Genomic DNA, 25,675 nt, shown 5'->3' with positions numbered 1-25,675 from the left:
CCTGCCGCGCTTATTCCGCAGCGGTTTTGGGCGGCTTCAGGCCGCTGTCGGGGCGCAGGCGGAACAGCGCCTGGTAGTCGTTGTCGGTGTCCGTACCGATATAGTCCAGCTCCACCACCTGCTCCAGCTGGAAGCGGCGGGTGGTGCTGGTCAGGCTGGCGGTCCACTTGTCGTAGCTGAATTTCTCCGGGTCCTTGCGCAGGTCGACAAAGCCCTCCAGGCCGCAGTCCACCAGGCGTACGCTGAAGCCGGAACTGTTGACGTGGATGATACGGCCACTGAAACCTGTCGGCTGCGACGCCGCCTGGCGCGCCAGGTACTTGCTCGCCAGCCAGCGCTCTGCTTCCCGGGTGGCGGCGCGGGCGTTGGCAAGTCGTTCCTTGAGGACGGCCAGCTGTTCCCGGGTCACCAGATCCGGCTGCTTGCCGTGCAGTGCGGCCTTGATCTGCAAGTGGACCAGGAAGTCGACGTACTTGCGTAGCGGTGAGGTGCAATTGGTATAGCACTCCAGCCCCATGCCCATGTGCAATCCGGCCTTGGTGGACAGCTCGGCCCGGGTCAGCAGGCGATTGACCATGGCGCGCAGGGGCAGGCTATTGGCGCTGCCCGCCAGGTGGCGCATGATGTCGCGATAGCCCTCGCGGCTGGCCGGGTCCAGCTCCGCGGCTTCCGGTGCATGCAGGGTCAGGAACTTGCGGCACTCGTCGATACGATCGGCGCGAAAGCCAGGGTGGGTGACGAAGGGGCCACTGGCCTCGCGCTCGGCCAGGAAGCGGGCCGCGCAACGGTTGGCAGCGATCATGCACTCTTCCACCAGCTTTTGTGACAGCAGCTTGTCATGGGGCTCGATGGACTCAATCTGCTTGCGGTCATTGAGGATCCAGCGGAACTCCCGGCGATCCTCCATCACCAGTTCATCGGCCTCGCGGCGACCGCGCAGGGCCCGATAAACCTGGTACAGCGCCTCCAGCGGGGTGGCGTGGCTCATCAGGTCGTCGCCATTCCCGTTCAGGTAGCGGTCCACCGCGAAGTAGGACAGTTTGGCCCGGGAGCGCACGGTGGCTTCGATAAACTCGAAACTGCCGACCTCGCCGCTGTCGCTGACAGCGACCTTGCACACCAGGGCGGCGCGGTCATTGCCCTCGGACAGCGCGCAGGTGTCCTGGGCCATCTGCTCCGGCAGCATCGGCAGCACGTCGCCATGGAAATAGACCGAGGTGCTGCGGGCGGCGATGTCCTGTTGCAGGCTGGAACCCTCGGGAATCCAGGCGGTGGGGTCGGCGATGGCAACGTAGAGGGTCCAGCCGTCGCTGCTGATATCGGCGTAGAGAGCGTCGTCGATGTCCTGGGTCTTGGCGGCGTCGATGGAGACGAACTCGAGATCGGTCAGGTCCCGGCGGCGCTCGGTTGCCAGCGGCCGGCATTCGGCAAGCTGCTTCTCCATGTCCTTCAGCGCCGGTGTGCTCCAGGCTGGAGCCAGCCGGTACTTGGCCATGCAGTACAGGTTTTCGATGCCGGGGGTGTCGTCATTGCCCAGCACCTGGAGGATCTTGGCCTGGGGTTTGCCATCCCGGATAGGGTGGCGAAGTATGGCGCAGCGGACGTAGTCGCCCTCGCGCACGCCGTTGCGGGCGTGAGGGGGAATGAACAGCCAGCGCTTGAGCTGGGGCAGGTCCGGCTGCACGAACAGGGCATTGCCCTTGCGCACGCAGCGGCCGCTGAAGTCCCCCAGCGGGCTGTCGACAAGCTTTTCGATAGCGGCGATGGTCTTGTTGTCGCCGGAGGGGCGGATACAGACCCACACCCTGTCGTCCGGGAATGCCTTGAGCATCTCGTCCGGCGGAATGAAGACTTCCCGACCGTCGTCAAGCACAGCGAAGCCGTAGCGGGACTGGGTGCCCTTGATCACCGCTTCGGCCCGCTCTTTCTCGGCCTCCATCTGGGATTTAAGGCCCTTCAGCTGGGCGAGTGAGTCCGGGTTGAGCATCGCGGGGTAACGTCTTTGGCTGGGAATGGATGAGCCGGCTATCGTAGCCGAAAAGATCGGCCCTGTCAGGATTCGCTGTGCGAGGCGGGCACATGCACCGAACTGGGGCGGTATTGTGCGTTGACATTCTCCCGGGCAGGGTTTGTAATCAAGCCAACGCTGTGGTTTCGCCCCAACCGGGAAGCGCTTTTGAATACACGCTGTTCGCTTCGTCCAACCCCTGCCCGGCCCCCGTTGCCGGTATCCTGCCCGACCCCCTTGCCCCTGTCACCGTCACCCGCCCTCATGAGGAATCCGCTATGGACCCAGGCTCGCCCCTGCGCGTAGAAAAAACCACCCTCAAAGCCGTGGTCAAGAAAACCTATGTCCTGGACACCAATGTCCTGTTGCACGACCCCAACGCTGTCACCGCCTTCAATGAACACCACATCGTGATCCCCATGACCGTGCTGGAGGAGCTGGACCACATCAAGGACCGGCACGAGAAGACCGTCAGCCGCGAGGCCAGGATCGCGATCCAGATCATCGACAAGGTGGTGGACGTCGCCTCGCCCCGGGATATTCAGGAGGGCGTGCCGATTCCGGGCAGCAACCTGGAAGGGGCGCTGGGCACTCTCGCCATTTACCCGGACCAGTTGCTCAGCGATGCCAGCGACATTCCCTACCTCGACGCCACCCAGGACCAGGCCAACGACAACCGCATCATCAACGTGGCCCTGCGCCTGCAGGCGGAAAATCCCGGCGCCTTCGTCTGCCTGGTGACCAAGGACATCAACATGCGGATCAAGGCCAAGGGCTCGGGTCTGGTGCACGTGGAGGACTATCGCCGAGATAGGGTGCTGGATGATATCGACCTGCTGGCCCGCGGTTACGAGCACGTGGAGGGTGACTTCTGGTCCGGGATCTCCGAGGTCGACACCCTGCGCGAGGGCGATTGCACCTTGCACCGGATTCCGCGGCGCTCGCTGCCCGGCGCCTACCCCAATATGTTCGTTTACGACGACCAGGACTTCATGGCCTTTGTGAAGCGCATCGACAGTGACTATGTCTACCTGCGCTGTGACAGCCGGGACAAGTTGATGCACCGCCGCTTCTGGGGGCTTACACCGCGCAATCTGGAGCAGGCCATGGCCATGTCCCTGCTGGAGAACGACAATGTCGACATGACGGTGATGACCGGGCCTGCGGGCTCCGGCAAGACCCTGCTGGCCCTGGCCTATGGCCTGCATGCAATCCTGGAGCAGAAGCGGTTCAGCAAGCTTATCGTGGCCCGCTCCACCCCGCCCATTGCCGAGGATATCGGCTTTCTTCCGGGTACCGAGGAGGAGAAGATGGCGCCCTGGCTGGCGGCCTTCGACGACAACCTGGAGATCCTGCACGGCACCGACGAGTCCTGCCATGGCAGCATCGCCTATGTGAAGGAGCGGGCCAACATCCAGTTCAAGTCGCTCAACTTCATGCGCGGACGCTCCTTCAACAACGCCTACATCATCATCGACGAAGCCCAGGGCCTGACCCAATTCCAGCTTAAATCGGTGATCAGCCGGGTCGGGGCCGACTCGAAGATCGTGGTGCTGGGCAACCTTGCGCAGATCGACAACAAGTACATTTCACCCCTGACCTCGGGTCTCACCTACCTGGTGGAAAAGACCAAGGCCTATCCCCACGCCGGCATCATGCACGTCAATGGTATCGTGCGCTCCAGGTTGGCAGCTTTTGCAGAGGAAAATCTGTAGTCTTTCCCATCCCGGCGCGGCGGTAGCGCCGCGCCGCGGTTTCACTCGGGCCATCGAATCAGTATCATTGCGTCCGGCAAGCACGGGCGCGTTCCGAGCATCCTGTCCTTTTCTGTAACTGGGTACCCATGAAAAAGTTCCTCTTTGGCAAGCGCATGTGGCTCATGCTGTTGGCCACGCTGCTGGTGTTTGGCGGCCTGTTCGCGATGCAGTGGTATGGCCAGCAGATGATGAACCGGGCCATGGACAACATGCCGCGGCAGCTGGTGACCATCACCGCAGCGGCGGCAGAACGGGTGCAGTGGCAACCCGGCGTGGATGCCGTGGGCACCCTGGCGCCCATCAACGGCGCGCAGCTGGCGCTGGAGGTGCCCGGCATCATCGCCCGGCTGAACTTCGACAATGGTGCCACGGTGGCGGCGGGGGATGTGATCCTGGAGCTCAGCGCGGCGCCGGACCGGGCCGAACTGGCAGTGCTGGAAGCGGCGCAGGCCCTGGCAGCTGCGGAGCTGAAGCGGGCGGAGTCCCTGCTGCGCGAGCGCAACATTTCCGAGTCGGAACTGGACCGGCGTGCCAGCGAGCTGGACCAGGCCCGGGCCCGGGTCACGGCGCAGAAGGCGCGGATTGAACAAAAAACACTGCGCGCCCCGTTTGCGGGCCGGCTGGGCATTCGTCGCGTCAATGTCGGTGCGTATGTGCTGGCGGGGGATCCGATTGTCGAGCTGCAGGCGCTGGACCGGCTCTACCTCGATTTCACCCTGCCCGACAGCCACATCCCGCAACTCACACCCGGGATGGCACTGACGGCACGGGTCCAGGCGCTGGGGCCGGAAACCTTCAGTGGCACCCTCAACGCCATCGCTCCGGCGGTTGACCCGGATACCCGCAACATCGCCCTGCAGGCGCTGGTCGACAATCCTGGCGAGCAGTTGCGGCCGGGCATGTTCGCCCGGGTCAGCCTGCTTCTCGGGGAGCCGCGCGACCAGATCGTGGTGCCGGCGACGGCCATTTCCTATCGTCCCTACGGCAATTCTGTCTACGTAGTGGAGCAGCAGGACGACGGCCAGAGTACGGTGCGGCAGCGTTTTGTCGAGCTGGGCCCGCCGCGGGGTGACATGATTGCGGTGGCGTCAGGCCTTGAAGCCGGTGAGGTGGTGGCTACCAGCGGGCTGCTGAAGCTTGATGGCGGGGTGCCGGTGCAGGTGGACAACAGCTCACCTCCGGCGAGCAGCCTGCAGCCGCAACCGGAAAATCGCTGACCGTGGCATTCACCGACCTGTTTATCCGCAAGCCGGTGCTGGCCACCGTGGTCAGCCTGTTCCTGGTGGTGCTGGGGTTGCGCGCGGCCGGGGAACTCAATGTGCGCGAATTTCCGCTGCTGGAAAACGCGGTGATCACGGTGTCGACCACCTACACCGGTGCCGACGCGGAGCTGATCAAGGGGTTTATTACCACGCCCCTGGAGCGGGAGATTGCCACCGCGGAGAATATCGATTACCTGACCTCCAACAGCACCCGCGGACTCAGTGTGATCTCGGCCCATGTGCGTGCCGGCGCCAATCCGGACGAAGTGCTGACCCAGGTCGTCACCAAGGTCAACAAGCTGCGCAACGAGCTGCCCCGGGAGTCGGAGGACCCGGTGCTGACCCTCGCGGTGGGAGAGCAGGTGGGCACCATGTACATCTCCTTCTCCAGCACTGAATTGCCCATCAACCGGGTCGCGGACTACGTGATCCGGGAGGTCGAGCCCAAGCTCGCGACTTTGCCCGGGGTGCAGCGCGCCAGCGCGGATACCACCGATATCTTCGCCATGCGCATCTGGCTGGACAGCGAGCGGCTGACGGCGCTGGATCTCACCGCCAGTGACGTGCGCGCGGCGCTGCAGGCGAACAACGTGCTCTCCGCGGTGGGGGCGACCCGCGGCAGCATGGTCGAGGTCACGCTCAAGGCGGACACGGACATCACCTCGGAGGCGGGCTTTCGCCAGCTCGTGCTGAGGGAAAAGGATGGCGCCATCATCCGCCTGCAGGACGTGGCCACGGTGGAGCTGGGCTCCGAAGCCTACAGCAGCTCTGCCATGGTCATCGACCAGCGCGCGGTCTTCGTGCCCATCAGTGTTGCCAGTGACGCCAATGCCCTGGAGGTGATCGCGGGGGTGCGGGAAGTCTACGAGCGGGACATCGTTCCCAGCCTGCCGCAGGGAATAGAGGGCAGTATCAACTACGATGCCACGGTCTATATCGAGGCCGCCATCAGCCAGGTCCAGGCTACCATCGTCGAGGCGATGCTGATCGTGATCCTGGTGATCTTCCTGTTTCTGGGCTCCATGCGTTCAGTGCTGATCCCGGCAGTGGCGGTGCCCCTGTCCCTGGTCGGCGCCCTGTTCCTGATGCTGCTGATGGGGTTCAGTATCAATCTGTTAACGCTGCTTGCCTTTGTCCTCGCCATTGGCATCGTGGTGGACGATGCCATTATCGTGGTGGAAAACATCCACCGTCACATCGAACATGGCATGACGCCCACAGAGGCTGCGCTCAAGGGTGCGCGGGAGCTGGCCTGGCCCATCGTCGCCATGACCACCACCCTGGTGGCGGTATACCTGCCCATCGGCTTTATCGGTGGCCTTACCGGGACCCTGTTTACTGAATTTGCCTTCACCCTGGCCGGCGCGGTACTGATCTCCGGCGTGGTGGCCCTGACCCTGTCGCCGATGATGTGCGCGAAGATGTTGCAAAGCACTGAGGACAGCGCCGACAACCGCCTTGAGCGCTGGCTGGATCGGCGCTTCGAGGCCCTGCGCCGGGTCTACCAGCGGGACCTGGACCGGGTGCTGGATGACCGCGCGGGGGTGCTGGTGTTCGGGGCCGTGATCCTGGCATCCTGCTACTTTCTGTTCGTCAGGTCGCCCGCGGAACTGGCCCCGGCGGAAGACCTGGGCCTGATCTTCTACCTCGCCGAGTCAGACCCCTACGTGACCCTGGAATACATCGAGCAATACAGCGCGGAGATCGGCCGGATTACCCGCGACACGCCGGAAATCGTGGTCAACTTCCTGTTCAATGGAGAAAATCCCGGGGGCAGTGGCGGCAACAATGGCGCTTTTGGCGGTTTCATCTTCAAGCCCTGGGGCGAGCGCGAACGCAGCTCCACAGAAGTGCTGAACGAAACCATCCAGCCACTCACCGCGGCCATAGCCGGGCTCCAGGTCAACGCGGTGAACCCGCCGCCGCTGCCTTCCCCCGGCATTTTTCCGGTGGAGTTCGTGATCAACAGTACGCTGGATTACCGGGTGCTGTACGACAGCGCCGAGACAGTGCTGGCGCGGGCCCGTGCCAGTGGCAAATTCATCTTCATCGAGCAGAACCTGCAACTGGACAAGCCGCAGCAGCGCATTCGTGTCGACCGCGAAAAGGCCGCCCTGCTGGGGGTGAGCATGCAGACCCTGAGTGATGACCTCTCCGCCCTGCTGTCGGGTGGGTTCGTCAATCGCTTTGCCATGCACGACAGGTCCTACAAGGTTATCCCCCAGGTGCGCAGGACCCAGCGCCTGAACCCGGAAGACCTGGACAACTATCATACGCGTACCGGAAGCGGGAAGCTGATCCCGCTGGCGACCCTGGTCACGCTGGACGATGAGGTGACACCGCGGGTGTTACCAGGTTTCCAGCAGCTCAACGCGGTGACGCTGAGCGGACTGCCGCGCCCCGGCGTGCCGCTGGGCGAGGCCCTGGCCACCCTGGAAACCATCGTCGCCGGGGAGTTGGGTCGCGAGTACGGTGTCGACTATGCGGGGCTGAGCCGCCAGTTCAAGACCGAAGGCAGCACCCTGATTGCCAGCTTCTTCTTTGCGCTGCTGCTGATCTACCTGGTGCTGGCGGCCCAGTTCGAATCCTTCCGCGACCCGTTCATCATGCTGGTGACCGTGCCCATGTCGATCTCCGGAGCGCTGCTGTGCCTGAATGTTCTGGCCCTGTTCCAGGTCAATGGTGCCACTCTCAACATCTACAGCCAGGTCGGGCTCGTCACCCTGATTGGAGTGATTTCCAAGCACGGCATCCTCATTGTGGAATTCGCCAACCGCCTGCAGGATGAAGGCATGGCCAAGCGCGAGGCCATCGAGGAGGCGGCCTCGGTGCGCCTGCGGCCAGTGTTGATGACCACCGCGGCGCTGGTGCTGGCCATGGTGCCGCTGCTGTTGTCCTCGGGCCCCGGGGCCGGCGCGCGCTTTTCCATGGGGCTGGTGATCGCCTCCGGGATGACGATCGGCACCCTGTTTACCCTCTATGTACTGCCCGCTGTCTACATGTACCTGGGCCGTGATGTCGCCGCCCGGAACCGCCAGCTGGTACAGAAGGAGCATCTGAGCTCATGAAAACCCTGTTCGTGATGATGCAGTATTTCCTGCCGCAGCAGCTGCTGTCCCGGCTCACCGGGGCCCTGGCGGAACTGCGCCATCCCCGTTGGCTCAAGGACCTGATGATCAGCGCCTTTATCAGGGCCTTCGGCGTGGACATGGCAGAGGCCGAGGAGCCTTACCCCGAGGCCTATCCCAGTTTCAACGCCTTCTTTACCCGGCCTCTGCGCCCCGGCGCGAGGCCCCTGGCGGCGGCCGATATCGTCTGCCCGGCAGATGGCAGCATCAACCAGATCGGCCGCAGTGAAGAGTTCAGCCTGCTGCAGGCCAAGGGTCGCCGCTACTCGACCTGGGCCCTGTTGGGCGGTGATGAGGCGCGTGCGGCACAGTTTCGCAACGGCCACTTTGCCACCATTTACCTGTCGCCCCGGGATTACCACCGGGTACACATGCCGATTGATGGTGAACTGGTGGCTACCCGCTATATCCCCGGCAAGCTGTTCTCGGTCAATGCAACGACGGCGGCCGGAGTCGAGCGCCTGTTCGCTCGCAACGAGCGCCTGGTCTGTTATTTCGACACCGCGGCGGGGCCCATGGCGATGGTGCTGGTAGGCGCGATGGTGGTGGCAGGTATAGAAACGGTGTGGGAAGGGCAGGTGGCGCCACCGCCCCGGGCCATGCTGCACCGCGATTATCGCGAGTTGCCGGCTCCGGTGCGTCTGCTCAAGGGTGAGGAAATGGGGCGCTTCAAGCTCGGTTCAACCGTTATTCTGCTGTTCCCGGAAGGTCGCGTGGACTGGTCGCCTGACTATGTCGCAGATTCTGCAACGCGCCTGGGCGAGGCTCTGGGCAGTCTCGCCGCCCAACCGGCGGAAGACCCTGCGGCGGCTCAGGCGGGCTGACCCAGCGTAGTCACGATATGGCGGTAACTGGCCAGCCGGGTCGCGCTGATGGCGCCGGCCTCGACCGCGGCCAGGATCGCACAGCCCGGCTCGTGCTCGTGGCTGCAGTCGCGAAAGCGGCAGTGGCCCAGTAGTGGCTTGAATTCCCGAAAACCCTGCTCGACCTGCTCCCGGCTCATGTGCCAGAGGCCGAATTCGCGAATCCCCGGCGAGTCGATCAGGCTGCCTCCGGCTGGCAGGTGAAACAACTGGGCGGTAGTCGTGGTATGCACGCCTTTCTGGCGCAACTCTGACAGGGCTCCGACCCGCAGACCGGCAGCGGGCAGCAGGGCATTGACCAGCGAGGACTTGCCGACCCCCGACTGGCCGACAAAAATGCTGATCCGGTCCCGCAGTGCCTCCTTCAGCAGGGTCAGGCTGCCGCTGTGGCTGCTCACCTCCAGCAACCGATAGCCCAGGGTCGGGTAGATGGCCAGTAGCGCCTGCAGCCGCACGCGCAGGTCAGGATCCAGGTCCAGCAGGTCCGACTTGTTCAATACCAGGACCGGCTCAATACCCACTGCCTCGGAAGCGACCAGGTAGCGGTCAATGAGGTTGGCGTGAGGCTCAGGAAAAGGTGCAATCACCACCAGGATCTGGTCGATATTGGCCGCGATCGGCTTCAGTTTCCCGTAGGGGTCCGGGCGCCGCAGCTCGCTGTGGCGTGGCTCCCGGGCGACAACGACCCCCGTGGTATCGCCGGCGCACCAGATAACGCGGTCGCCGGTGACCAGGCCGTCGAGGTTCGCCCGCAGGTGACAGCGCCGGGTGCTGCCATCGTCGGCCTCTACATCGACCTGGGTGCCGAAGTGGGCAATCACCAGGCCAGTCTGCTCGGCACCCAGCTCACCCGCGCCGAGGACATCTTCCCCACGCGCTCCGCGGCGCTGGGCCCGGGCCGTGCGTTCATCCTGGATCTTGCTGATGCGCCAGCTCTGCTGACGGCTCAGTTTGCGTTTGCTCATGCGGGTCATTATTGGGTGCCGGCATGGCGCTGTACAGGCAATTTGTTACACTGCGGCCAGGAATGCGGGAAGAGAACGGGTACATGCAGCGACCGGACAACCTGATCTGGGTGGATCTCGAGATGACGGGCCTCGATCCAGACCGGGACGTGGTGATTGAAATTGCGTCCATTGTTACCGACAGCGAGCTCAACACTCTCGCTGAGGGTCCCGTGATTGCGATCCATCAGCCAGATGTGGTGCTGGCAGCCATGGACGACTGGAATACCACGCATCACACGCGCTCCGGCCTGGTCGAGAGGGTTCGCACAAGTACCGTTGATGCAGCGGCCGCCGAAGACCAGACCCTGGCTTTCCTGCAGCAGTGGGTGGTTGCCGGCAGTTCGCCTATCTGTGGCAACAGCATCTGCCAGGATCGCCGCTTCATGGTCCGGCACCTGCCGCGTCTCGAACGCTACTTCCATTACCGCAACCTCGATGTCAGCACGCTCAAGATATTGATGCAGCTCTGGCGTCCCGAGCTGGAGCAGGGCATCGTCAAGGCTGGCAGTCACCAGGCTCTGGAGGACATTCGCGAGTCCATAGCGGAGCTGCGCTACTACCGGCAGCACTTTTTACGGGCCGGCGCCGACCCTGGTGGCAGATAAAAACAACTCTCGCGCTTTCCCAGATCGTTGGCGGTAATCTATAGTGAGGAAAAGAGTAAACCGGTTGACCTGACCTTGGCCGAACCTTCGGGGGATAGGGGATTCGCGTGAGACAAGCAGTGATTGGATGGGCGGGCCATTGGCCTCTGGGGCCGGTTGCCGACAGTGGATCCGGAGCATGACAATGCAGCACTTTACCGGGCGCAGGCGGTTGCATTGCAACACCGGCCGCGGCAGCTGAATTGACTCGCGGGATGGGCCATTCGAGGGAGTCCACGGCGCTGGCGTTGTACCGTGAACTGCGGCGGCGCAAGGTGTTCCAGACCTGTTTTCTGTACCTCTTCGCGGTCTGGGGCAGTCTGCAGATAGTCGATGTGCTGTTCCCCCTGCTGGATCTTGATGGCGACAGGATCTCCCGGATCATTGTGGTCGTGACCATGGCGGGTTTCCCGCTGACACTGGCCCTGGCCTGGTTCTTCCAGATCACCCCCAACGGAATCGTGCGTTCAACCCCGTTTGTCGAGCGGCGGGTGCTGTCCAATGTCCCGCCACTCAACGATCGTCGTCATACCGGCGGCCAGCTCCGCTATTTTCGCAAAAGCGAAGTCGCGCCGGATTTTGAGTGGACCCTTGCCGCCGAGACGGGCCCCCTGGCGGGGCTGAGTTTTGGAGTGGACCGCTCGCTGGTGCTGGGGCGCTCCCTGCAGTGCGATATAGCCGTGGTCAGCCCCCATGTGTCGCGCCAGCACGCGCGCCTGGATCTGGATGCTGGCCAGCTCATGCTGGAGGACCTGGGCTCCGCAAACGGTACGGTGGTGAACGGGCGCCCCATGACAGGGCGTTGCGCGTTGCAAAACCAGGATGAAATCCGCTTTCACGACATCATCTTTCGGGTGAGCCGCAATAGTGCCTGGGTCCCGCCCGGAACAGGGTTGGACGACACCACCACGATTGAAAGCACTGGCAGCCGGGACAACACCGGCGGCGCCCACTAGTGTAATGCCCAACAGGGTGATGCACCGCACTGGCGCCGACTCAGGAGTCCTGGGTGCGTTGTTCGGATCTGGATGCTAGCACTGGTGGGAACCCTTGTCGCGCTGCCGCTGCAGGGCCCAGGTCACGTGTTCGCGGACCAGGGCGGAAGGGTGCTGCAGGCGCTGACCCAGTGCCGCAACGACCGCTGCGGCTGGCGGCGCATTGCCGAGGGCCACGGCGATGTTGCGCAGCCAGCGTTCGTGGCCGATGCGGCGAATGGCCGAGCCCTCGGTGCGGGCCAGGAAGGTGGCTTCATCCCACAGAAACAGTTCCACCAGGTCGCTGTCCTGGAGACCATGGCGGGGCTGGAAATCGGGCTCATTGCTGTGCCGGGCAAACTTGTTCCAGGGGCAGACCAGCTGGCAGTCGTCGCAGCCAAAGATACGGTTGCCCATTAGCGGGCGCAGGGCCTCGTCGATACTGCCCTTGTGCTCAATGGTGAGGTAGGAGATGCAGCGCCGCGCATCGAGCTGGAAGGGACCGACGAAGGCATCGGTGGGACACACGGTCAGGCAGGCAGTGCAGCTGCCACAGTGTTTTGCCTCCCGCGGCGGGTCCGCCGCCAGCGGCAGATCGGTGTAGATCTCACCGAGAAAAAACCAGGAACCGGCACGCTCATTGATCAACATGGTGTTCTTGGCGATCCAGCCCATGCCCGCGCGCTCGGCCAGGGCACGCTCCAGCACCGGGGCGCTGTCGACGAAAGCGCGGTACTGGCCGCCGCCTGCCGCCTGCTGCAGCCGCGTGGCCAGTTGCGCGAGGCGCTTCCGGACCAGCTTGTGATAGTCGCGCCCCAGGGCGTAGCGGGATATATAGGCTTTTTCCGGGGTTTCCAGCACCGCTTCCGGCCGGGAATCCGCGGCGAGGTAATCCATGCGCAGGGTTATGACACGGCAGGTATCCGGGATCAGCTGCGCCGGGCGCGCGCGTTTCTCGCCGTGGCGCTCCATGTAATCCATGCTGCCGTGGTGGCCTGCCTGCAGCCATTTCTGCAGGTAGGCTTCGTGCTGCTGCAGATGAATGTCGCTGATCCCGAGCTGGGCGAAGCCGAGCTCGACGGCCCACAGCTCAAGCTGCCGGCGCAAACGGGATTGCTGTTCCTGGGTCAGTGTCGTTGCCATGGGGCTGGGCCGGGGCAGTGAAACCTGCCTATAATTCGCGGGTTTGCGATAACTTTCAGTATCCGGCAGTGTAGCAGCGTGGAGTTTGATTTGGCGACGACAGGCAGGCTGGGATTTACCTGGGCGGACCATGAGGCCCTGTACAGCGCGGCGGAGACCCGGGCGCTGGACCATTGGGCCATTGACCAGGGCGGCGTCAGCGGTGCTCTGCTGATGTCCCGAGCTGCCGCCGCCACCCTGGAGCAGCTGCTGGGGCGCTGGCCCGAGCCAGGGCTGCTGCAGGTCCTCTGCGGCACCGGCAACAACGGTGGCGACGGCTACCTGGTCGCCGACCAGGCCCACCGCCGCGGCATTTCCGCGCAGGTGTTGCAGGTGGGTGACCCGGCGAAGATTGGCGGCGATGCGCTGCGAGCCCGGGAACAGGCACTGGCCAACGGCGTCGCGGTGCTGCCATTCAGTCCCGATGCCCTGCAGCAATCCGGCGTTCTGGTCGACGCCATGCTGGGTACCGGTCTGGGGGGCGAGGTCAGGGCGCCGTTTACTGCCGCCATCGATGCCTGCAACGGAGCCGGGCTGCCTGTGGTCGCGGTGGATATTCCCTCCGGCCTGTGCAGCGATAGCGGGCGGATACTGGGGTGCGCGGTTGCTGCCGAACTCACTGTGACCTTTATTGGCTACAAGCGCGGCCTGTTCACCCTGGATGGTCCCGACTGCTGCGGGGCACTGGAATTTTCCGATCTGGCCGTGCCCCTTGAGGCTTACCGGGCGGTGGCGCCAGAGTGGCGCCGGCTGTGTCTTGAACAGATGCTGGCGCAGTGGCCGCGGCGGCCGGCGATGGCGCACAAGGGCAGTTTTGGCACGGTATTGGTGGTAGGCGGGGATGTTGGCATGCCCGGTGCCGTGGCGCTGGCAGCGGAGGCTGCCCTGCGCAGCGGTGCTGGCCTGGTGCGAGTCGCGACGCAGCGGGAACACCTGTCAGCCATTATTGCCCGCACCCCCGAGGCCATGGTGACCGGTGTGCGCTCGGGCCAGGATTTGCAGCCTTTGCTGGCCGCTGCGGATGTGCTGGTGCTGGGGCCGGGGCTGGGCCGCAGCAGCTGGTCGCAGCAACTGCTGCAGGCGGCAGCAGCGAGCGATCTGCCCTGTATTCTTGATGCGGACGGGCTCAACCTGTTGGCCGAGGGTCGCGTGCTGGCGCGGAAGCGCCGTGAACACTGGCTTTATACCCCGCATCCAGGCGAGGCCGCCCGCCTGCTGGGCGTGAGCACCGCCGAGGTACAGGCGGACCGGTTTGCTGCAGCGGTGCGGTTGCAGGAGCAGCTGGGCGGCACGATGATACTCAAGGGCAACGGCAGCCTGGTCGTCGCAGGTGACCAGCGCCTGCTTTCCGATTACGGCAACCCGGGCATGGCATCGGGCGGCATGGGCGATGTCCTCAGCGGCATCGTCGGTGGTTTGCTGGCCCAGGGCCTGGAGGGCAGCGCAGCCGCCGCCCTGGGCGTGTGCCTGCACGGCGCCGCAGCCGATGCCGCCGCGGAGCAGGGGCAGCGCGGCCTGCTTGCCAGCGACCTGATGGTGCCGCTGCGGCGACTGCTGGGATGAGCCCGGGCGAGGCCTGCTGGCAGGTCCCCGACGAGGACGCCATGGTTGCGCTGGGTGCGGCGCTTGCCGACGCCAGCGAGCCGGGTCTGGTGGTCTATCTGCAGGGCGATCTCGGCATGGGCAAGACGACCTTTTGTCGGGGCTTTATCCAGGGTTTGGGGCATGTCGGCGCAGTGAAGAGTCCTACCTACACGCTGGTGGAGCCTTACCGGCTGGGGCAACTGGACGTATTTCACTTTGACCTCTATCGCCTCGGCGATCCCGCCGAACTCGAATTTATCGGCATTCGCGACTACTTCACCGCTGACAGTCTGTGCCTGGTCGAATGGCCAGAGCGCGGCGTCGGTGCTTTACCCCCTGCGGACTTAGCGATTACTATAGTGTCTGCCGGCAGCAGCCGCAGTGTCAGGGCGCGAGCCGGGTCGGTACCGGGAAGTAGGGTTCTGGCGCGCTGGCAACCCGGTGCCTGAACAAAGCGACCGATAATCGGCTGGAGTGAAATGAGCAGGGCTTTCTGGATCAGGCTGGTCCTGGCGTGGTTGGTGGTTTCCCCCGCGCTGGCGGTGGAGGTGCACGATGTGCGCCTTTGGCGCGCTCCGGACCACACCCGCGTCGTGTTTGACCTCACCGGGCCCGCCGAGCACCGTCTCTTGACCCTGGAGAATCCGGACCGCATTGTCCTCGACCTCTCTATCGCAACCCTCAAGGCCAGCCTCACCGACCTCGATCTGACCAATACCCCGATCTCCCTGGTGCGCTCTGGCGTCCGCGATGGGCGCGACCTGCGCGTGGTGTTCGATATCAAGGAAGGTGTCGATCCCCGCAGTTTTGCTCTCAAGGCCAACGCCCAGGCCGGAGACCGGCTGGTACTGGATCTTTACGACCGCACTCCGGGCAAGAAGCCGGCGGTGGCGGAGGTGAGCAAAAGCGCCGCAGCCCGGTCCGGGCGTCGGGACCTCATTATCGCGATTGATGCCGGCCACGGTGGCGAGGATCCCGGCGCAACAGGGCCCAACCGCCTGCGCGAGAAAGACGTGGTCATGGCGATCTCACGGGAACTGCACGCGCTGCTGGAACGGGATGAAGGTTTCAGTCCAACCATGGTACGGACCGGGGATTACTACATCAGTCTCAAGGGACGTCGCGATATTGCCCGCAAGCGCCAGGCGGACCTTTTTGTATCGATCCACGCTGATGCCTTCACCCGCCGCGAGGCCAACGGTGCCTCGGTCTATGCCCTCTCTACCCGCGGCGCCACCAGCACCACTGCCAGTTATCTGGCCCGGCGCGAAAACGAGGCAGACCTGGTGGGCGGGGTCCGGCTCTCGGACAAGGACGACGTGCTGGCCAGCGTTCTCACCGATCTCTCCATGACCAATACCCTGGACCACAGCCTGAAAGTGGGCGACAAGGTGTTGCGGCGCATGGACACGGTGGCGCGCCTGCACAAGCGCAACGTGGAGCAGGCCGGGTTTGCGGTGCTGAAGTCGCCGGACATACCCTCGATCCTGGTGGAAACCGGCTTCATATCAAACCCGGGCGAGGCCCAGAAGCTGGGCACCCGGGAATACCAGCGCAAGGTGGCGCAGGCCATTCACGCCGGCATCCGCGACTGGTTTATTGCCCAGCCGCCACCCGGTACGCTGCTGGCCTGGCGCAAGCAGCAGGGCGATCAGGAGTATGTCATCGCCCGGGGTGATACACTGTCGGATATCGCCCAGCGCTTCAACGTGCCCGTAAACCGGTTGCGGGATCACAACGGTCTCCGTGACTCCCGCATCCTGGTGGGCCAGACGCTGAAAATCCCCACTACCTGAGCGCTTTGGCGCCGCCGGCCCATGTCCAGAATCCATCGTCTCAACCCGAGGCTCGCCAACCAGATCGCAGCCGGTGAGGTGGTCGAGCGCCCTGCCTCCGTCGCCAAGGAAGTGCTGGAGAACAGCCTGGATGCCGGTGCCACCCGGGTGGAAATCGACGTCGAGTCCGGCGGTACCCGTCTGATTCGTATCCGCGACAACGGCGCCGGCATGGAACCGGATGACCTGCCGCTGGCCCTGGCCCGCCACGCCACCAGCAAGATCGCCTCGCTTGAGGACCTCGAATCCGTCGGCAGCCTGGGTTTCCGCGGCGAGGCCCTGGCTTCCATTGGCTCGGTGTCGCGCCTGACCCTCACCAGCAATCACCGCGATGACAGCAGCGAGGGCTGCAGCGCCCTTTGCGAGGGGCGCGAGATGGAGGTGCAACTGCGGCCTGCCCCCCATCCCCGCGGGACTACCGTGGAAGTGCGCGACCTGTTCTTCAACACCCCGGCCCGGCGCAAGTTCCTGCGCACCGAAAAGACCGAGTTCAATCATCTGGAAGAGGTGGTCAAGCGGCTGGCCCTGTCCCGTTTTGAAGTCGCGTTCAGCCTGCGTCACAACGGCAAGCTCATCCATAACCTGGGCAGCGCCGCCAGCACCGCCGAGCAGCAGCGGCGGGTAGCGGCGGTCTGCGGGCCGGCCTTCATGGAGCAGGCCCTGCATATAGAAACGGAACGCAGTGACATGCGCCTGCACGGCTGGCTGGCACTGCCCACCTTTTCCCGCAGCCAGGCGGACCTGCAGTACTTTTTCGTCAATGGCCGGGTGATCCGCGACAAGCTGGTGGCGCACGCCGTCAAGCAGGCCTACCGCGATGTGCTCTACCACGGCCGCCACCCGGCGTTCGTGCTGTACCTGGAGCTGGATCCGGCGCAGGTCGATGTCAATGTGCACCCGGGCAAGCACGAGGTGCGTTTCCGCGACAGCCGCGCGGTCCACCAGTGCATCTTCAGCGGCCTGCATCGGGCCCTGGCGGAGGTGCGGCCGGCATCGGCTCCGGCTCCCCTGGTCACGCCGGAGGGCCTGGCGGTGGACAGCCACACCGGCGAGATCGCGCGTCAGCCCGGTCTCGGCTGGGGTGACGGCGCGCCGGCCTACCGCCCCTCGGCGACGCCAGCGCCGGGCCGGGCACTGGAACAGGTGCGCAGCTACTCCGGCCTGCATCCCCCGCGCCTGCAGGAGCAGGAGACGCCGGAAGACGTGCCACCGCTGGGCTACGCCCTGGCGCAGCTCAAAGGCATTTACATCCTGGCGGAAAACGCCGAGGGGCTGGTGCTGGTCGACATGCACGCGGCCCACGAACGGATTACCTACGAGCGCCTGAAGGCGGCCCGGGCGCTGGATGCCATTCCCGCCCAGCCCCTGCTGGTACCGCAGGCTATTGCGGTGAGCCAGCGCGAGGCGCTGCTGGCCCAGGAACATGCGGAACTGTTCCAGCGCCTGGGTCTGGCGGTGGACGTGGCAGGTGAGGAGTCCCTGCTGCTGCGGCAGATTCCGGTCAGTCTGCGCGACTCCGATGTTGAAGCCCTGGTGCGGGATGTGTTGTCGGACCTCCTCGAGTACGGCAGCTCCGATCGCATCGAGGCGCACATGGATGAAATCCTCTCCACCATGGCCTGCCACGGCTCGGTGCGCGCCAACCGCAGGCTCACCATCCCGGAAATGAACGCCCTGCTGCGGGACATGGAGGAGACCGAGCGCGCCGGGCAGTGCAATCATGGCCGCCCGACCTGGACCCGGCTGGCACTGGAGGAACTGGACAAGCTGTTCCTGCGGGGGCGTTAGTGGGCCACACGCCGGACAAGCCGCTGCTGCTGTGTGTCATGGGACCCACGGCGGCGGGCAAGACCGACCTGGCCACGGGCCTGGCCGAGGCGCTGGACGGTGAACTGGTCAGCGTCGATTCCGCCCTGGTGTACCGCGGCCTGGATATTGGCAGCGCCAAGCCCGACTACCCCCATCATCTGATCGATATTCGCGATCCGGCCGAGAGCTACTCGGCGGCCGATTTTGTCGCGGATGCGAGCAGGGTGGTAGCGGACATTGTCGGCCGCGGTCGCACCCCGATTCTGGTCGGCGGCACCATGCTCTACTTCCGGGCATTTCTCGAGGGACTCGCGGCAATGCCCGCCAGCGACCCCGCCATTCGCGCGGAGCTGGCGGCAACGGCCGGGCGCGAGGGCTGGCCGGCACTGCATGCCAGGCTGGCGGAGATCGATCCGATTGCCGCGGCGGCAATCCATCCGCACCACTCACAGCGTATAAGCAGAGCTTTGGAAGTGTTCGCAGGCAGTGGCATTCCCCTGAGCGAGTGGCACCAGCGGCCTGTAGTAAGTCCGGCGGTTCGCTACCGGGTGGTGCAGCTGGCCTTGTGTCCGCAGCAGCGGGCAGAGTTGCATCGCCGTATCGATCTCAGGTTCCGGTCGATGCTGGCGCAGGGGTTCCTGCAGGAAGTGGCGGCGCTGCACCGGCGCCCGGACCTGCACCCCGGCCTGCCGGCGATACGCGCCGTTGGCTACCGGCAGCTGTGGCGCCATCTCGACGGTGAGTGCAGCCTGGAGGAGGCAGTACAGCAGGGCCTGGCGGCCACCCGACAGCTGGCCAAGCGGCAGTTGACCTGGTTGCGCAAGTGGCCGGGGCTGCACTGGCTGCTGACTGATGCGACGGGGAACGTTTGCGCTGCTGGAGAGTCAGAAGCTGGGGGCCGGGAAACGGAAGATATTCCGCTGCGGGCAGCCTTGAAGTACCTGGGTGTAGACCCCATGTAAAGCTGCAAACCTGTTCTATACTGTAGCAGGGGCGGTGAAACACGATCTGCGGTGTGCTTCGTGCGCCAGGTTCAACCCGGTAGCGGGGATGAGCGGGGACCGTAAACAATCAATCATTTTGGGCTCCTGTTGAGCCGACCAAGGAGAGAATTATGTCAAAAGGGCACACGCTACAAGACCCTTACCTGAACATTTTGCGTAAGGAACGCGTCCCCGTTTCCATTTATCTGGTGAACGGTATCAAGTTGCAGGGCCAGATCGAGTCTTTCGACCAGTTTGTCGTCCTGCTCAAGAACACCGTCAGCCAGATGGTCTACAAGCATGCCATCTCTACCGTTGTGCCTTCCCGCGTGGTGCGCATGCCCATGCAGAATCCGCCGGAAGATGATGAAGCCGATAGCTAGCGGCGGCCTGTGGCGCTCCGGCGTCGCAGCTACTGCCCGCTGCACTCGAGGTGCGCTTGTTTTTTGAGCGTCCGGCGTCCGGCGAGCGCGCAGTTCTGGTCCACCTCACGATAGCCAGCGAAGACGAGCGGGAAGATCCCCGCGAGTTCGAGGAACTGGTCCTGTCCGCGGGCGGCGATCCCGTGGCCTTTGTCATGGGCAGTCGCAGCGTGCCGGATTCGCGTACTTTTGTCGGCTCCGGCAAGCTGCAGGAGATCGCCGATGAGGTGCAGCTGCACGAAGCCGAGATTGTCATGTTCAACCATGCTCTCAGCCCCAGCCAGGAGCGCAATCTGGAGCGTGAGCTCAAGTGTCGGGTGCTGGATCGAACCGGCCTGATTCTGGACATATTCGCCCAGCGCGCGCGCACCCATGAAGGCAAGTTGCAGGTGGAGCTGGCGCAGTTGCAGCACATGAGTACCCGGCTGGTGCGGGGCTGGACCCACCTGGAGCGGCAGAAGGGAGGCATCGGCCTGCGCGGCCCGGGGGAAACCCAGCTTGAGACCGACCGTCGCTTGCTGCGGGCGCGAATCAAGTCGATTCAGGGCCGCTTGCAGAAAGTGCAGCGCCAGCGCGACCAGGGGCGGCGTTCCCGACGCCGGGCCGAGGTGCCCACGATTGCGCTGGTGGGGTACACCAATGCCGGCAAGTCGACGCTGTTCAACCGCCTGACCGGTTCCTCGGTCTTTGCCGCCGACCAGCTTTTTGCCACCCTGGATCCGACCCTGCGACGGCTGGACCTGGAGGAGGCGGGCCCGGTCATCCTCGCGGATACCGTGGGTTTTATCGCCCATCTGCCGCACAAGCTGGTGGAGGCCTTCAAGGCCACCCTGGAGGAAACTGTCAGTGCCGATCTGCTGTTGCACGTAATCGACGTTGCCGCCGAGGCTCGGGAGGACAATATCCACCAGGTCGAGGCCGTGCTGGAGGAGATTGGTGCAGCCGACATCCCGCTGCTGCAGGTCTACAACAAACTGGACTTGTTGGAGCAGGCCCCCCGGATTGATTACGATGAGGGTGGAAGACCCGAGCGCGTGTGGCTGAGTGCGTCCACTGGCGCCGGCTGCGAGTTGCTGCTCAAGGCCATTGCCGAACTGGTCGGCGATGACATGGTCGAGGAGGAGCTGCAGCTGGAACCGGAGCAGGGCAGCCTGCGAGCGGCCCTGTACCGCCTCGGCGCAGTTGCCGCCGAGCGTTATGGCGATGACGGTGTTGCCCATCTGAACGTGCGTTTGCCGCGGGCGGACTGGAACCGCCTGATGAAATTGGCACCAGAGCCGGCGCCCTGGGAGTAAAACCCCTGCGCCAGTGATTTTTTGATAGACTGCGTCGACTTTGCTAACAGGAGTTTGGTATGGCCTGGAATGAACCGGGTGGTGGCGGCAACAAGCCCAAGGACCCTTGGGGTGGCGGCGAGCAGGGACCACCAGACCTCGACGAGGCGCTGAAAAAGCTGCAGGAAAAACTGGGCGGCATTTTTGGTGGTCGCGGTGCCAGCGGCGGCGGCAAATCCGGCGGTGGCAAGGGTATCCCGGCCAGCCTGTTCGTGGTTGCTGCCCTGGTCGCAGTGGTGGTGTGGGGCCTGATGGGTCTCTACCAGGTCGATGAGCAGGAGCGGGCGGTGGTGCTTCGCTTTGGCAAGTACTACGACACGGTGCAGCCGGGCCTGCAGTGGAACCCGCCGCTGATCGACGAGGTGATCAAGGTCAATACGACCAAGGTCCGCGCGGCGACTTTCCGCGAAATCATGCTGACCCGGGACGAGAATATCGTCGAGGTGCGGATGTCGGTGCAGTATGTGATTCTCGACCCCACCAGTTTCGTACTCAAGGTGCGCGATCCGGAAAATTCCCTGCAACACGCTGCCCAGAGTGCCCTGCGGCACGTGGTGGGCGACACCAGCATGGATTCGGTGCTGACTGAAGGCCGCGCCCAGATCGGTGTCGACGTACAGACTCGCCTGCAGCGCTATGTCGACATGTACGAGACCGGCATCCGCGTAGTGAAGGTCAACATCGACGAATCCAAGCCCCCGAGCCAGGTCCAGGCGGCGTTTGACGACGTGATCAAGGCCCGTGAGGATGAGGAGCGGCTGAAAAACGAAGCCCAGGCCTACGCCAACGGCATCGTTCCGGAGGCCCGCGGTCGCGCCCAGCGTGTGATCGAGGAAGCCAGCGCCTACCGCGAGCAGGTGGTGGCGGAAGCCGAAGGCGAGGCGGAACGCTTCAAGGCGCTGCTGGCGGAATACGCCAAGGCGCCGGAAGTCACACGCGAGCGTCTGTACCTGGATGCGGTGCAGCGGGTATTCCGCAACACCAGCAAGGTCATGGTCGATGTCGAGGGCGGCAACAACGTGATGTACCTGCCGCTGGACAAGATGACGGAGGCCTCCGGGCCGGCGGTGCCCCGCAGTGGCGGCAGGCTGGACCCCAACACCATTCGCGAGCTGACCAACGCCGTGACAGAGCAGCTGCGGCAGGATGCCGCGTCGGCCAACAACCGCAGAGGAGGTCGCTAAGATGGGCGGTAAAGGTATGACCTGGATGTTGGTCGCGGTGCTGGCGCTGTTTGTGCTCAGCAACACGGTCTTTGTGGTCAAGGAAACAGAGCGCGCGGTAATGCTGCAGTTCGGCGAGGTGGTCGATCCCGACATCCGGCCCGGGCTGCATGTGAAGGTTCCCTTCGTCAATAGTGTGCGCAAGTTCGAGGCGCGCCTGCTGACCGTGGACGCCACCGCCGAGCGTTTCTTCACCCAGGAGAAAAAGGCCCTGATCGTGGATTCCTACGCCAAGTTCCGGGTGGCGGATACGGCGAAGTTCTACACCGCCACCAATGGTGAAGAGGCTCGCGCCAGTGCCCTGCTGGGGCAGCGGATCAACGACGGCCTGCGCAACCAGGTGGCGATCCGGACCATTCAGGAAGTGGTGTCCGGCCAGCGCGATGAGCTGATGGAGGCGCTGACCTCGGAGCTCACTGTGGTGGCGCGCGAGGAGTACGGGGTCGAGGTGCTGGATGTGCGGGTCAAGCAGATCGACCTGCCGCCGGATGTGTCCGAGTCCGTTTACCGGCGCATGAACGCCGAGCGGGAAAAGGAAGCCCGCGAGCATCGTGCCCAGGGTCAGGAGCTGGCCGAGGGCATTCGGGCAGCCGCCGACCGTGAAGTGACGGTACTCGAGGCCAACGCCTACCGCGATGCGGAACTCATCCGCGGGGAAGGGGACGCCAGTGCGACCGCGATTTATGCCAGCGCCTTCAACGCCGACCGCGAGTTCTATTCCTTTACCCGCAGCCTGCGTGCCTATCAGGACGCCTTCCAGGGTAGCGGTGACCTGCTGCTGATCCAGCCTGACAGCGAATTCTTCCGTTACCTGAAGGACTCGTCGGGCGGCAAATAGGTCGGAAAAACGCAGGTGCCTTCAGCAGCGCCTGTGGTAGAATTCGATAACCGTGGGATCCGGCGTTTTACCCACAAACGCCGGAACCGCGGTTTTTTTATGACCGCGCAGCAGGGGGTTGATGTGGAGTTCTGGCAGGTTCTGCCGGTAGCCCTGGCGCTGGTGCTGATTATCGAGGGCATTGTGCCGTTCCTGAGCCCCAGGGCCTGGCGGCAAATGGTGCTCGGGGTGGCCCAGCAGCCGGACCGGGTTATCCGCAACGTTGGCCTGGGCAGCATGCTGTTCGGGTTGGCGCTTTTGTATTGGGTGCATTAAGGCTGGTTATGACAACAGTGGATCGCTGGCAATTACCCGACGGGGTCGAGGAGGTGCTGCCCGAGCAGGCGCTGGTGGTGGAGCGTCTGCGGCGTGAGCTGCTGGATCTCTATCAGAGCTGGGGCTATCAGCTGGTGATCCCGCCCCTGATGGAGTTCACCGAATCCCTTCTGATCGGCCTGGGCGAAGACCTGGACCTGCTCACCTTCAAGATGACCGACCAGATCAGTGGCCGCACCCTCGGGATCCGCGCCGACATCACCCCCCAGGTCGCCCGTATTGACGCCCACAGCCTGGCCGAGCCAGGTGTCACCCGCCTCTGCTATGCGGGTTCCACCCTGCACACCCGTCCCCAATCCCTGCTCGCCTCCCGCTCGCCGATCCAGCTGGGTGCCGAACTCTACGGCGACGACAGTCTCGCCGCCGACGTGGAAGTGATCGGACTGATGCTGGCTACGCTGGAGCATGCCGGACTTGCCGAAATAACCCTGGACCTGGGTCACGTAGGGGTCTATGAGGCCGTGCTGGCGGTGGCCGGCCTGACGGCCGAGCAGGAAGCGGAAGTCTTCGATGCCCTGCAGCGCAAGTCGCGGCCGGACCTGGCACAGGCTCTCGCGGGATTGGCCGAGCCGGTGGCAACGCTGATTACGGGCTTGCTCGACCTGCACGGCGACACTTCCGTGCTGGGGCGGGCCCGGGAGCAGCTGGCCAGCTCCGCACCCGACGCCCTGGCCGCGGTAGCAGCTCTGGAGGCAGTGGCCGTGGCGGTTGCGCGCCGCCACCCGGACCTGGCGATCTACTTTGATCTCGCCGAGCTGCGCGGCTATCACTATCATACCGGCATGGTATTTGCCGCTTATGTGCCCGGTCACGGCCAGGCGCTGGCGAACGGCGGCCGTTACAACGATGTCGGCAAGGTTTTCGGTCGGGCCCGGCCCGCCACCGGCTTCGCCACCGATCTCAAGTCCCTGATGGCCCTGTTCCCGGCTGCGGCCGCCGAGCGCGGCGCCATCAGCGCACCGGCGGCCGATGCCCCCGGGCTGCTGGCTCGCGTTGCGGCTCTGCGTGCCGCTGGCGAGGTCGTCATCAACTGCCTGGGGGCTGAACCGGATCCGCGCTGCGACCGGGAGTTGGTGGAAGTTGCTGGCGAGTGGCTGGTGCAGTCGCTCGCTTCCTGATCAATCACACGAGTTGGATGTTCATGAGCAAGAATGTAGTGGTTCTCGGTACCCAGTGGGGCGATGAGGGCAAAGGCAAGATCGTTGATTTGCTGACCGACCAGGCCAACGCCGTGGTTCGCTTCCAGGGCGGCCACAATGCCGGCCACACCCTGGTTATCGACGGCCAGAAGACGGTGTTGCACCTGATTCCCTCGGGTATCCTGCGGGCCAATGTCCAGTGCCTGATCGGCAACGGTGTGGTGCTGGCGCCAGATGCCCTGCTGAAGGAGATTGGTGAGCTCGAAGCCAGGGCGGTGCCGGTGCGCGAGCGCCTGCGGATTTCCCCCTCCTGCCCCCTGATCCTGCCCTACCACGTGGCGCTGGATGTAGCCCGGGAGGTCCGCCGCGGGGTGGAGAAAATTGGCACCACCGGGCGCGGCATTGGCCCCGCCTATGAGGACAAGGCCGCCCGCCGTGGCGTTCGCCTCGGCGATCTCAAGGATCCGGAGCGTTTTGCCAACAAGCTGCGGGAAGTCATGGACTACCACAATTTCCAGCTGGAGCATTACTACAAGGTCGAGCCACTGGACTACGACACGGTACTGCGAGAAACCCTGGCCATGGCGACCCAGCTGCTGCCCATGGTGGCCGACGTCACCGCCATTCTGCACGAGTGCCGGAAGACCGATGCCAACATCATGTTCGAGGGTGCCCAGGGCTCCCTGCTGGATATCGACCACGGTACCTACCCCTTTGTCACCAGCTCCAACACCACCGCGGGCGGCACTGCCACCGGCTCCGGTTTCGGGCCGCTGTTCCTGGACTACGTGCTGGGCATCACCAAGGCCTATACCACGCGGGTGGGTTCGGGCCCGTTTCCCACCGAACTGTTCGACGCCACGGGTGCCCACCTGGCATCCCGCGGTCACGAGTTCGGTGCCACCACCGGTCGCCCCCGCCGCTGCGGCTGGTTTGACGCCGTGGCCCTGCGCAATGCCGTGAACATCAACTCGGTATCCGGGCTGTGCCTGACCAAGCTGGATGTGCTGGATGGGCTGGAGACGATCCAGATCTGTATCGGCTATGCCGACAGCAGCGGCAACCCGGTGCCGAACCCGGTGGACTCGGACGACTACGACGGCCTGGTGCCGGTGTATGAAGAGGTTCCGGGCTGGAAGGAGTCCACCGTCGGCGCGCGCACGCTCGACGAGCTGCCGCAAGCGGCCCGGGATTACATCCACAAGATCGAGGACGTGGTGGGCGCGCCGATCGACATCATCTCCACGGGCCCGGACCGGGTAGAGACCATCGTCCTGCGCCACCCCTTCGACGCCTGAGCGCGTTGCG

The 25,675-nt window shown here is 64.5% G+C and carries 21 protein-coding genes; 18 read left to right on the top strand and 3 right to left on the bottom strand.

What is annotated here, in order from left to right; genetic code table 11:
- Window positions 1–10: 10 nt before the first annotated feature.
- The gene (locus RLO07_RS01965) at window positions 11–1,987 is read right to left on the bottom strand and encodes a ribonuclease R family protein (RefSeq protein ID WP_462290452.1); all 1,977 of its coding nucleotides are present in this window, start codon (window positions 1,985–1,987) and stop codon (window positions 11–13) included.
- A 299-nt stretch (window positions 1,988–2,286) separates the two neighbouring features.
- Here RLO07_RS01965 and RLO07_RS01960 point away from each other — a divergent pair, with 299 nt between their 5' ends.
- The 4 genes from RLO07_RS01960 (at window position 2,287) to asd (ending at window position 8,979) form a co-directional block, all read left to right on the top strand.
- Window positions 2,287–3,723: a PhoH family protein gene (locus tag RLO07_RS01960; RefSeq protein WP_462290451.1), complete on the top strand. Its 1,437-nt coding sequence runs from the start codon at window positions 2,287–2,289 to the stop codon at window positions 3,721–3,723.
- A 128-nt stretch (window positions 3,724–3,851) separates the two neighbouring features.
- Window positions 3,852–4,982, top strand: coding sequence for an efflux RND transporter periplasmic adaptor subunit (locus tag RLO07_RS01955; protein WP_462290450.1), 1,131 nt, complete (start codon window positions 3,852–3,854; stop codon window positions 4,980–4,982).
- Window positions 4,983–4,984: 2 nt separating this feature from the next.
- Complete coding sequence (locus RLO07_RS01950; protein ID WP_462290449.1) at window positions 4,985–8,095, top strand: efflux RND transporter permease subunit; 3,111 nt, start codon at window positions 4,985–4,987, stop codon at window positions 8,093–8,095.
- Window positions 8,092–8,979 (top strand): archaetidylserine decarboxylase, encoded by an 888-nt coding sequence (asd, locus tag RLO07_RS01945; protein WP_462290448.1) that lies wholly within the window; start codon window positions 8,092–8,094, stop codon window positions 8,977–8,979. Before RLO07_RS01950 ends, asd begins: the two co-directional genes overlap by 4 nt.
- Here asd and rsgA read toward each other — a convergent pair.
- Window positions 8,967–9,983, bottom strand: coding sequence for a small ribosomal subunit biogenesis GTPase RsgA (rsgA, locus tag RLO07_RS01940; protein ID WP_462290447.1), 1,017 nt, complete (start codon window positions 9,981–9,983; stop codon window positions 8,967–8,969). The two genes, asd and rsgA, sit on opposite strands and share 13 nt — an antisense overlap.
- Window positions 9,984–10,066: 83 nt before the next feature.
- Between rsgA and orn the strand changes: the two genes are divergently transcribed.
- Both orn and RLO07_RS01930 read left to right on the top strand, forming a co-directional pair.
- Window positions 10,067–10,630 carry an oligoribonuclease gene (orn, locus tag RLO07_RS01935; protein ID WP_462290446.1) on the top strand — a complete coding sequence of 188 codons (564 nt, stop codon included), beginning with the start codon at window positions 10,067–10,069 and terminating at the stop codon, window positions 10,628–10,630.
- Window positions 10,631–10,884: 254 nt separating this feature from the next.
- Complete coding sequence (locus RLO07_RS01930; RefSeq protein ID WP_462290445.1) at window positions 10,885–11,625, top strand: FHA domain-containing protein; 741 nt, start codon at window positions 10,885–10,887, stop codon at window positions 11,623–11,625.
- A gap of 75 nt (window positions 11,626–11,700) precedes the next feature.
- Here RLO07_RS01930 and queG read toward each other — a convergent pair whose 3' ends face one another.
- Window positions 11,701–12,786 carry a tRNA epoxyqueuosine(34) reductase QueG gene (gene queG, locus RLO07_RS01925; RefSeq protein ID WP_462290444.1) on the bottom strand — a complete coding sequence of 362 codons (1,086 nt, stop codon included), beginning with the start codon at window positions 12,784–12,786 and terminating at the stop codon, window positions 11,701–11,703.
- 90 nt (window positions 12,787–12,876) lie between these two features.
- Between queG and RLO07_RS01920 the strand changes: the two genes are divergently transcribed.
- The 12 genes from RLO07_RS01920 to RLO07_RS01865 all read left to right on the top strand — a co-directional run bounded on the left by RLO07_RS01920 (window position 12,877) and on the right by RLO07_RS01865 (window position 25,665).
- Window positions 12,877–14,388 carry an NAD(P)H-hydrate dehydratase gene (locus tag RLO07_RS01920; RefSeq protein ID WP_462290443.1) on the top strand — a complete coding sequence of 504 codons (1,512 nt, stop codon included), beginning with the start codon at window positions 12,877–12,879 and terminating at the stop codon, window positions 14,386–14,388.
- A complete protein-coding gene (gene tsaE / locus RLO07_RS01915) occupies window positions 14,385–14,858 on the top strand; it encodes a tRNA (adenosine(37)-N6)-threonylcarbamoyltransferase complex ATPase subunit type 1 TsaE (protein WP_462290442.1) in 474 nt (157 codons plus the stop codon). Before RLO07_RS01920 ends, tsaE begins: the two co-directional genes overlap by 4 nt.
- A gap of 30 nt (window positions 14,859–14,888) precedes the next feature.
- A complete protein-coding gene (locus RLO07_RS01910; RefSeq protein ID WP_462290441.1) occupies window positions 14,889–16,205 on the top strand; it encodes an N-acetylmuramoyl-L-alanine amidase in 1,317 nt (438 codons plus the stop codon).
- A gap of 21 nt (window positions 16,206–16,226) precedes the next feature.
- A complete protein-coding gene (gene mutL, locus RLO07_RS01905; RefSeq protein ID WP_462290440.1) occupies window positions 16,227–18,032 on the top strand; it encodes a DNA mismatch repair endonuclease MutL in 1,806 nt (601 codons plus the stop codon).
- A 38-nt stretch (window positions 18,033–18,070) separates the two neighbouring features.
- Entirely contained in the window at window positions 18,071–19,015 is a 945-nt protein-coding gene (gene miaA, locus RLO07_RS01900) for a tRNA (adenosine(37)-N6)-dimethylallyltransferase MiaA (protein ID WP_462290518.1), read from the top strand.
- 152 nt (window positions 19,016–19,167) lie between these two features.
- The gene (gene hfq / locus RLO07_RS01895) at window positions 19,168–19,419 is read left to right on the top strand and encodes an RNA chaperone Hfq (RefSeq protein ID WP_462290439.1); all 252 of its coding nucleotides are present in this window, start codon (window positions 19,168–19,170) and stop codon (window positions 19,417–19,419) included.
- Window positions 19,420–19,475: 56 nt separating this feature from the next.
- Window positions 19,476–20,753 (top strand): ribosome rescue GTPase HflX, encoded by a 1,278-nt coding sequence (gene hflX, locus RLO07_RS01890; protein WP_462290517.1) that lies wholly within the window; start codon window positions 19,476–19,478, stop codon window positions 20,751–20,753.
- 59 nt (window positions 20,754–20,812) lie between these two features.
- Entirely contained in the window at window positions 20,813–21,976 is a 1,164-nt protein-coding gene (gene hflK, locus RLO07_RS01885) for an FtsH protease activity modulator HflK (RefSeq protein WP_462290438.1), read from the top strand.
- A gap of 1 nt (window position 21,977) precedes the next feature.
- Entirely contained in the window at window positions 21,978–22,853 is an 876-nt protein-coding gene (gene hflC / locus RLO07_RS01880) for a protease modulator HflC (protein ID WP_462290437.1), read from the top strand.
- A gap of 99 nt (window positions 22,854–22,952) precedes the next feature.
- Window positions 22,953–23,168, top strand: coding sequence for a DUF2065 domain-containing protein (locus RLO07_RS01875; RefSeq protein ID WP_462290436.1), 216 nt, complete (start codon window positions 22,953–22,955; stop codon window positions 23,166–23,168).
- Between the two features lie 8 nt (window positions 23,169–23,176).
- Complete coding sequence (locus RLO07_RS01870; protein WP_462290435.1) at window positions 23,177–24,346, top strand: ATP phosphoribosyltransferase regulatory subunit; 1,170 nt, start codon at window positions 23,177–23,179, stop codon at window positions 24,344–24,346.
- Window positions 24,347–24,369: 23 nt separating this feature from the next.
- Window positions 24,370–25,665 (top strand): adenylosuccinate synthase, encoded by a 1,296-nt coding sequence (locus RLO07_RS01865; RefSeq protein WP_462290434.1) that lies wholly within the window; start codon window positions 24,370–24,372, stop codon window positions 25,663–25,665.
- Window positions 25,666–25,675 lie beyond the last annotated feature (10 nt).

Origin of the sequence: Haliea sp. (assembly GCF_040221975.1) — a bacterium.
Taxonomy (GTDB): Bacteria; Pseudomonadota; Gammaproteobacteria; order Pseudomonadales; family Halieaceae; genus Haliea.
Note: the sequence above shows the minus strand (reverse complement) of the source record. Positions and strands in the feature narration are given on the sequence as shown.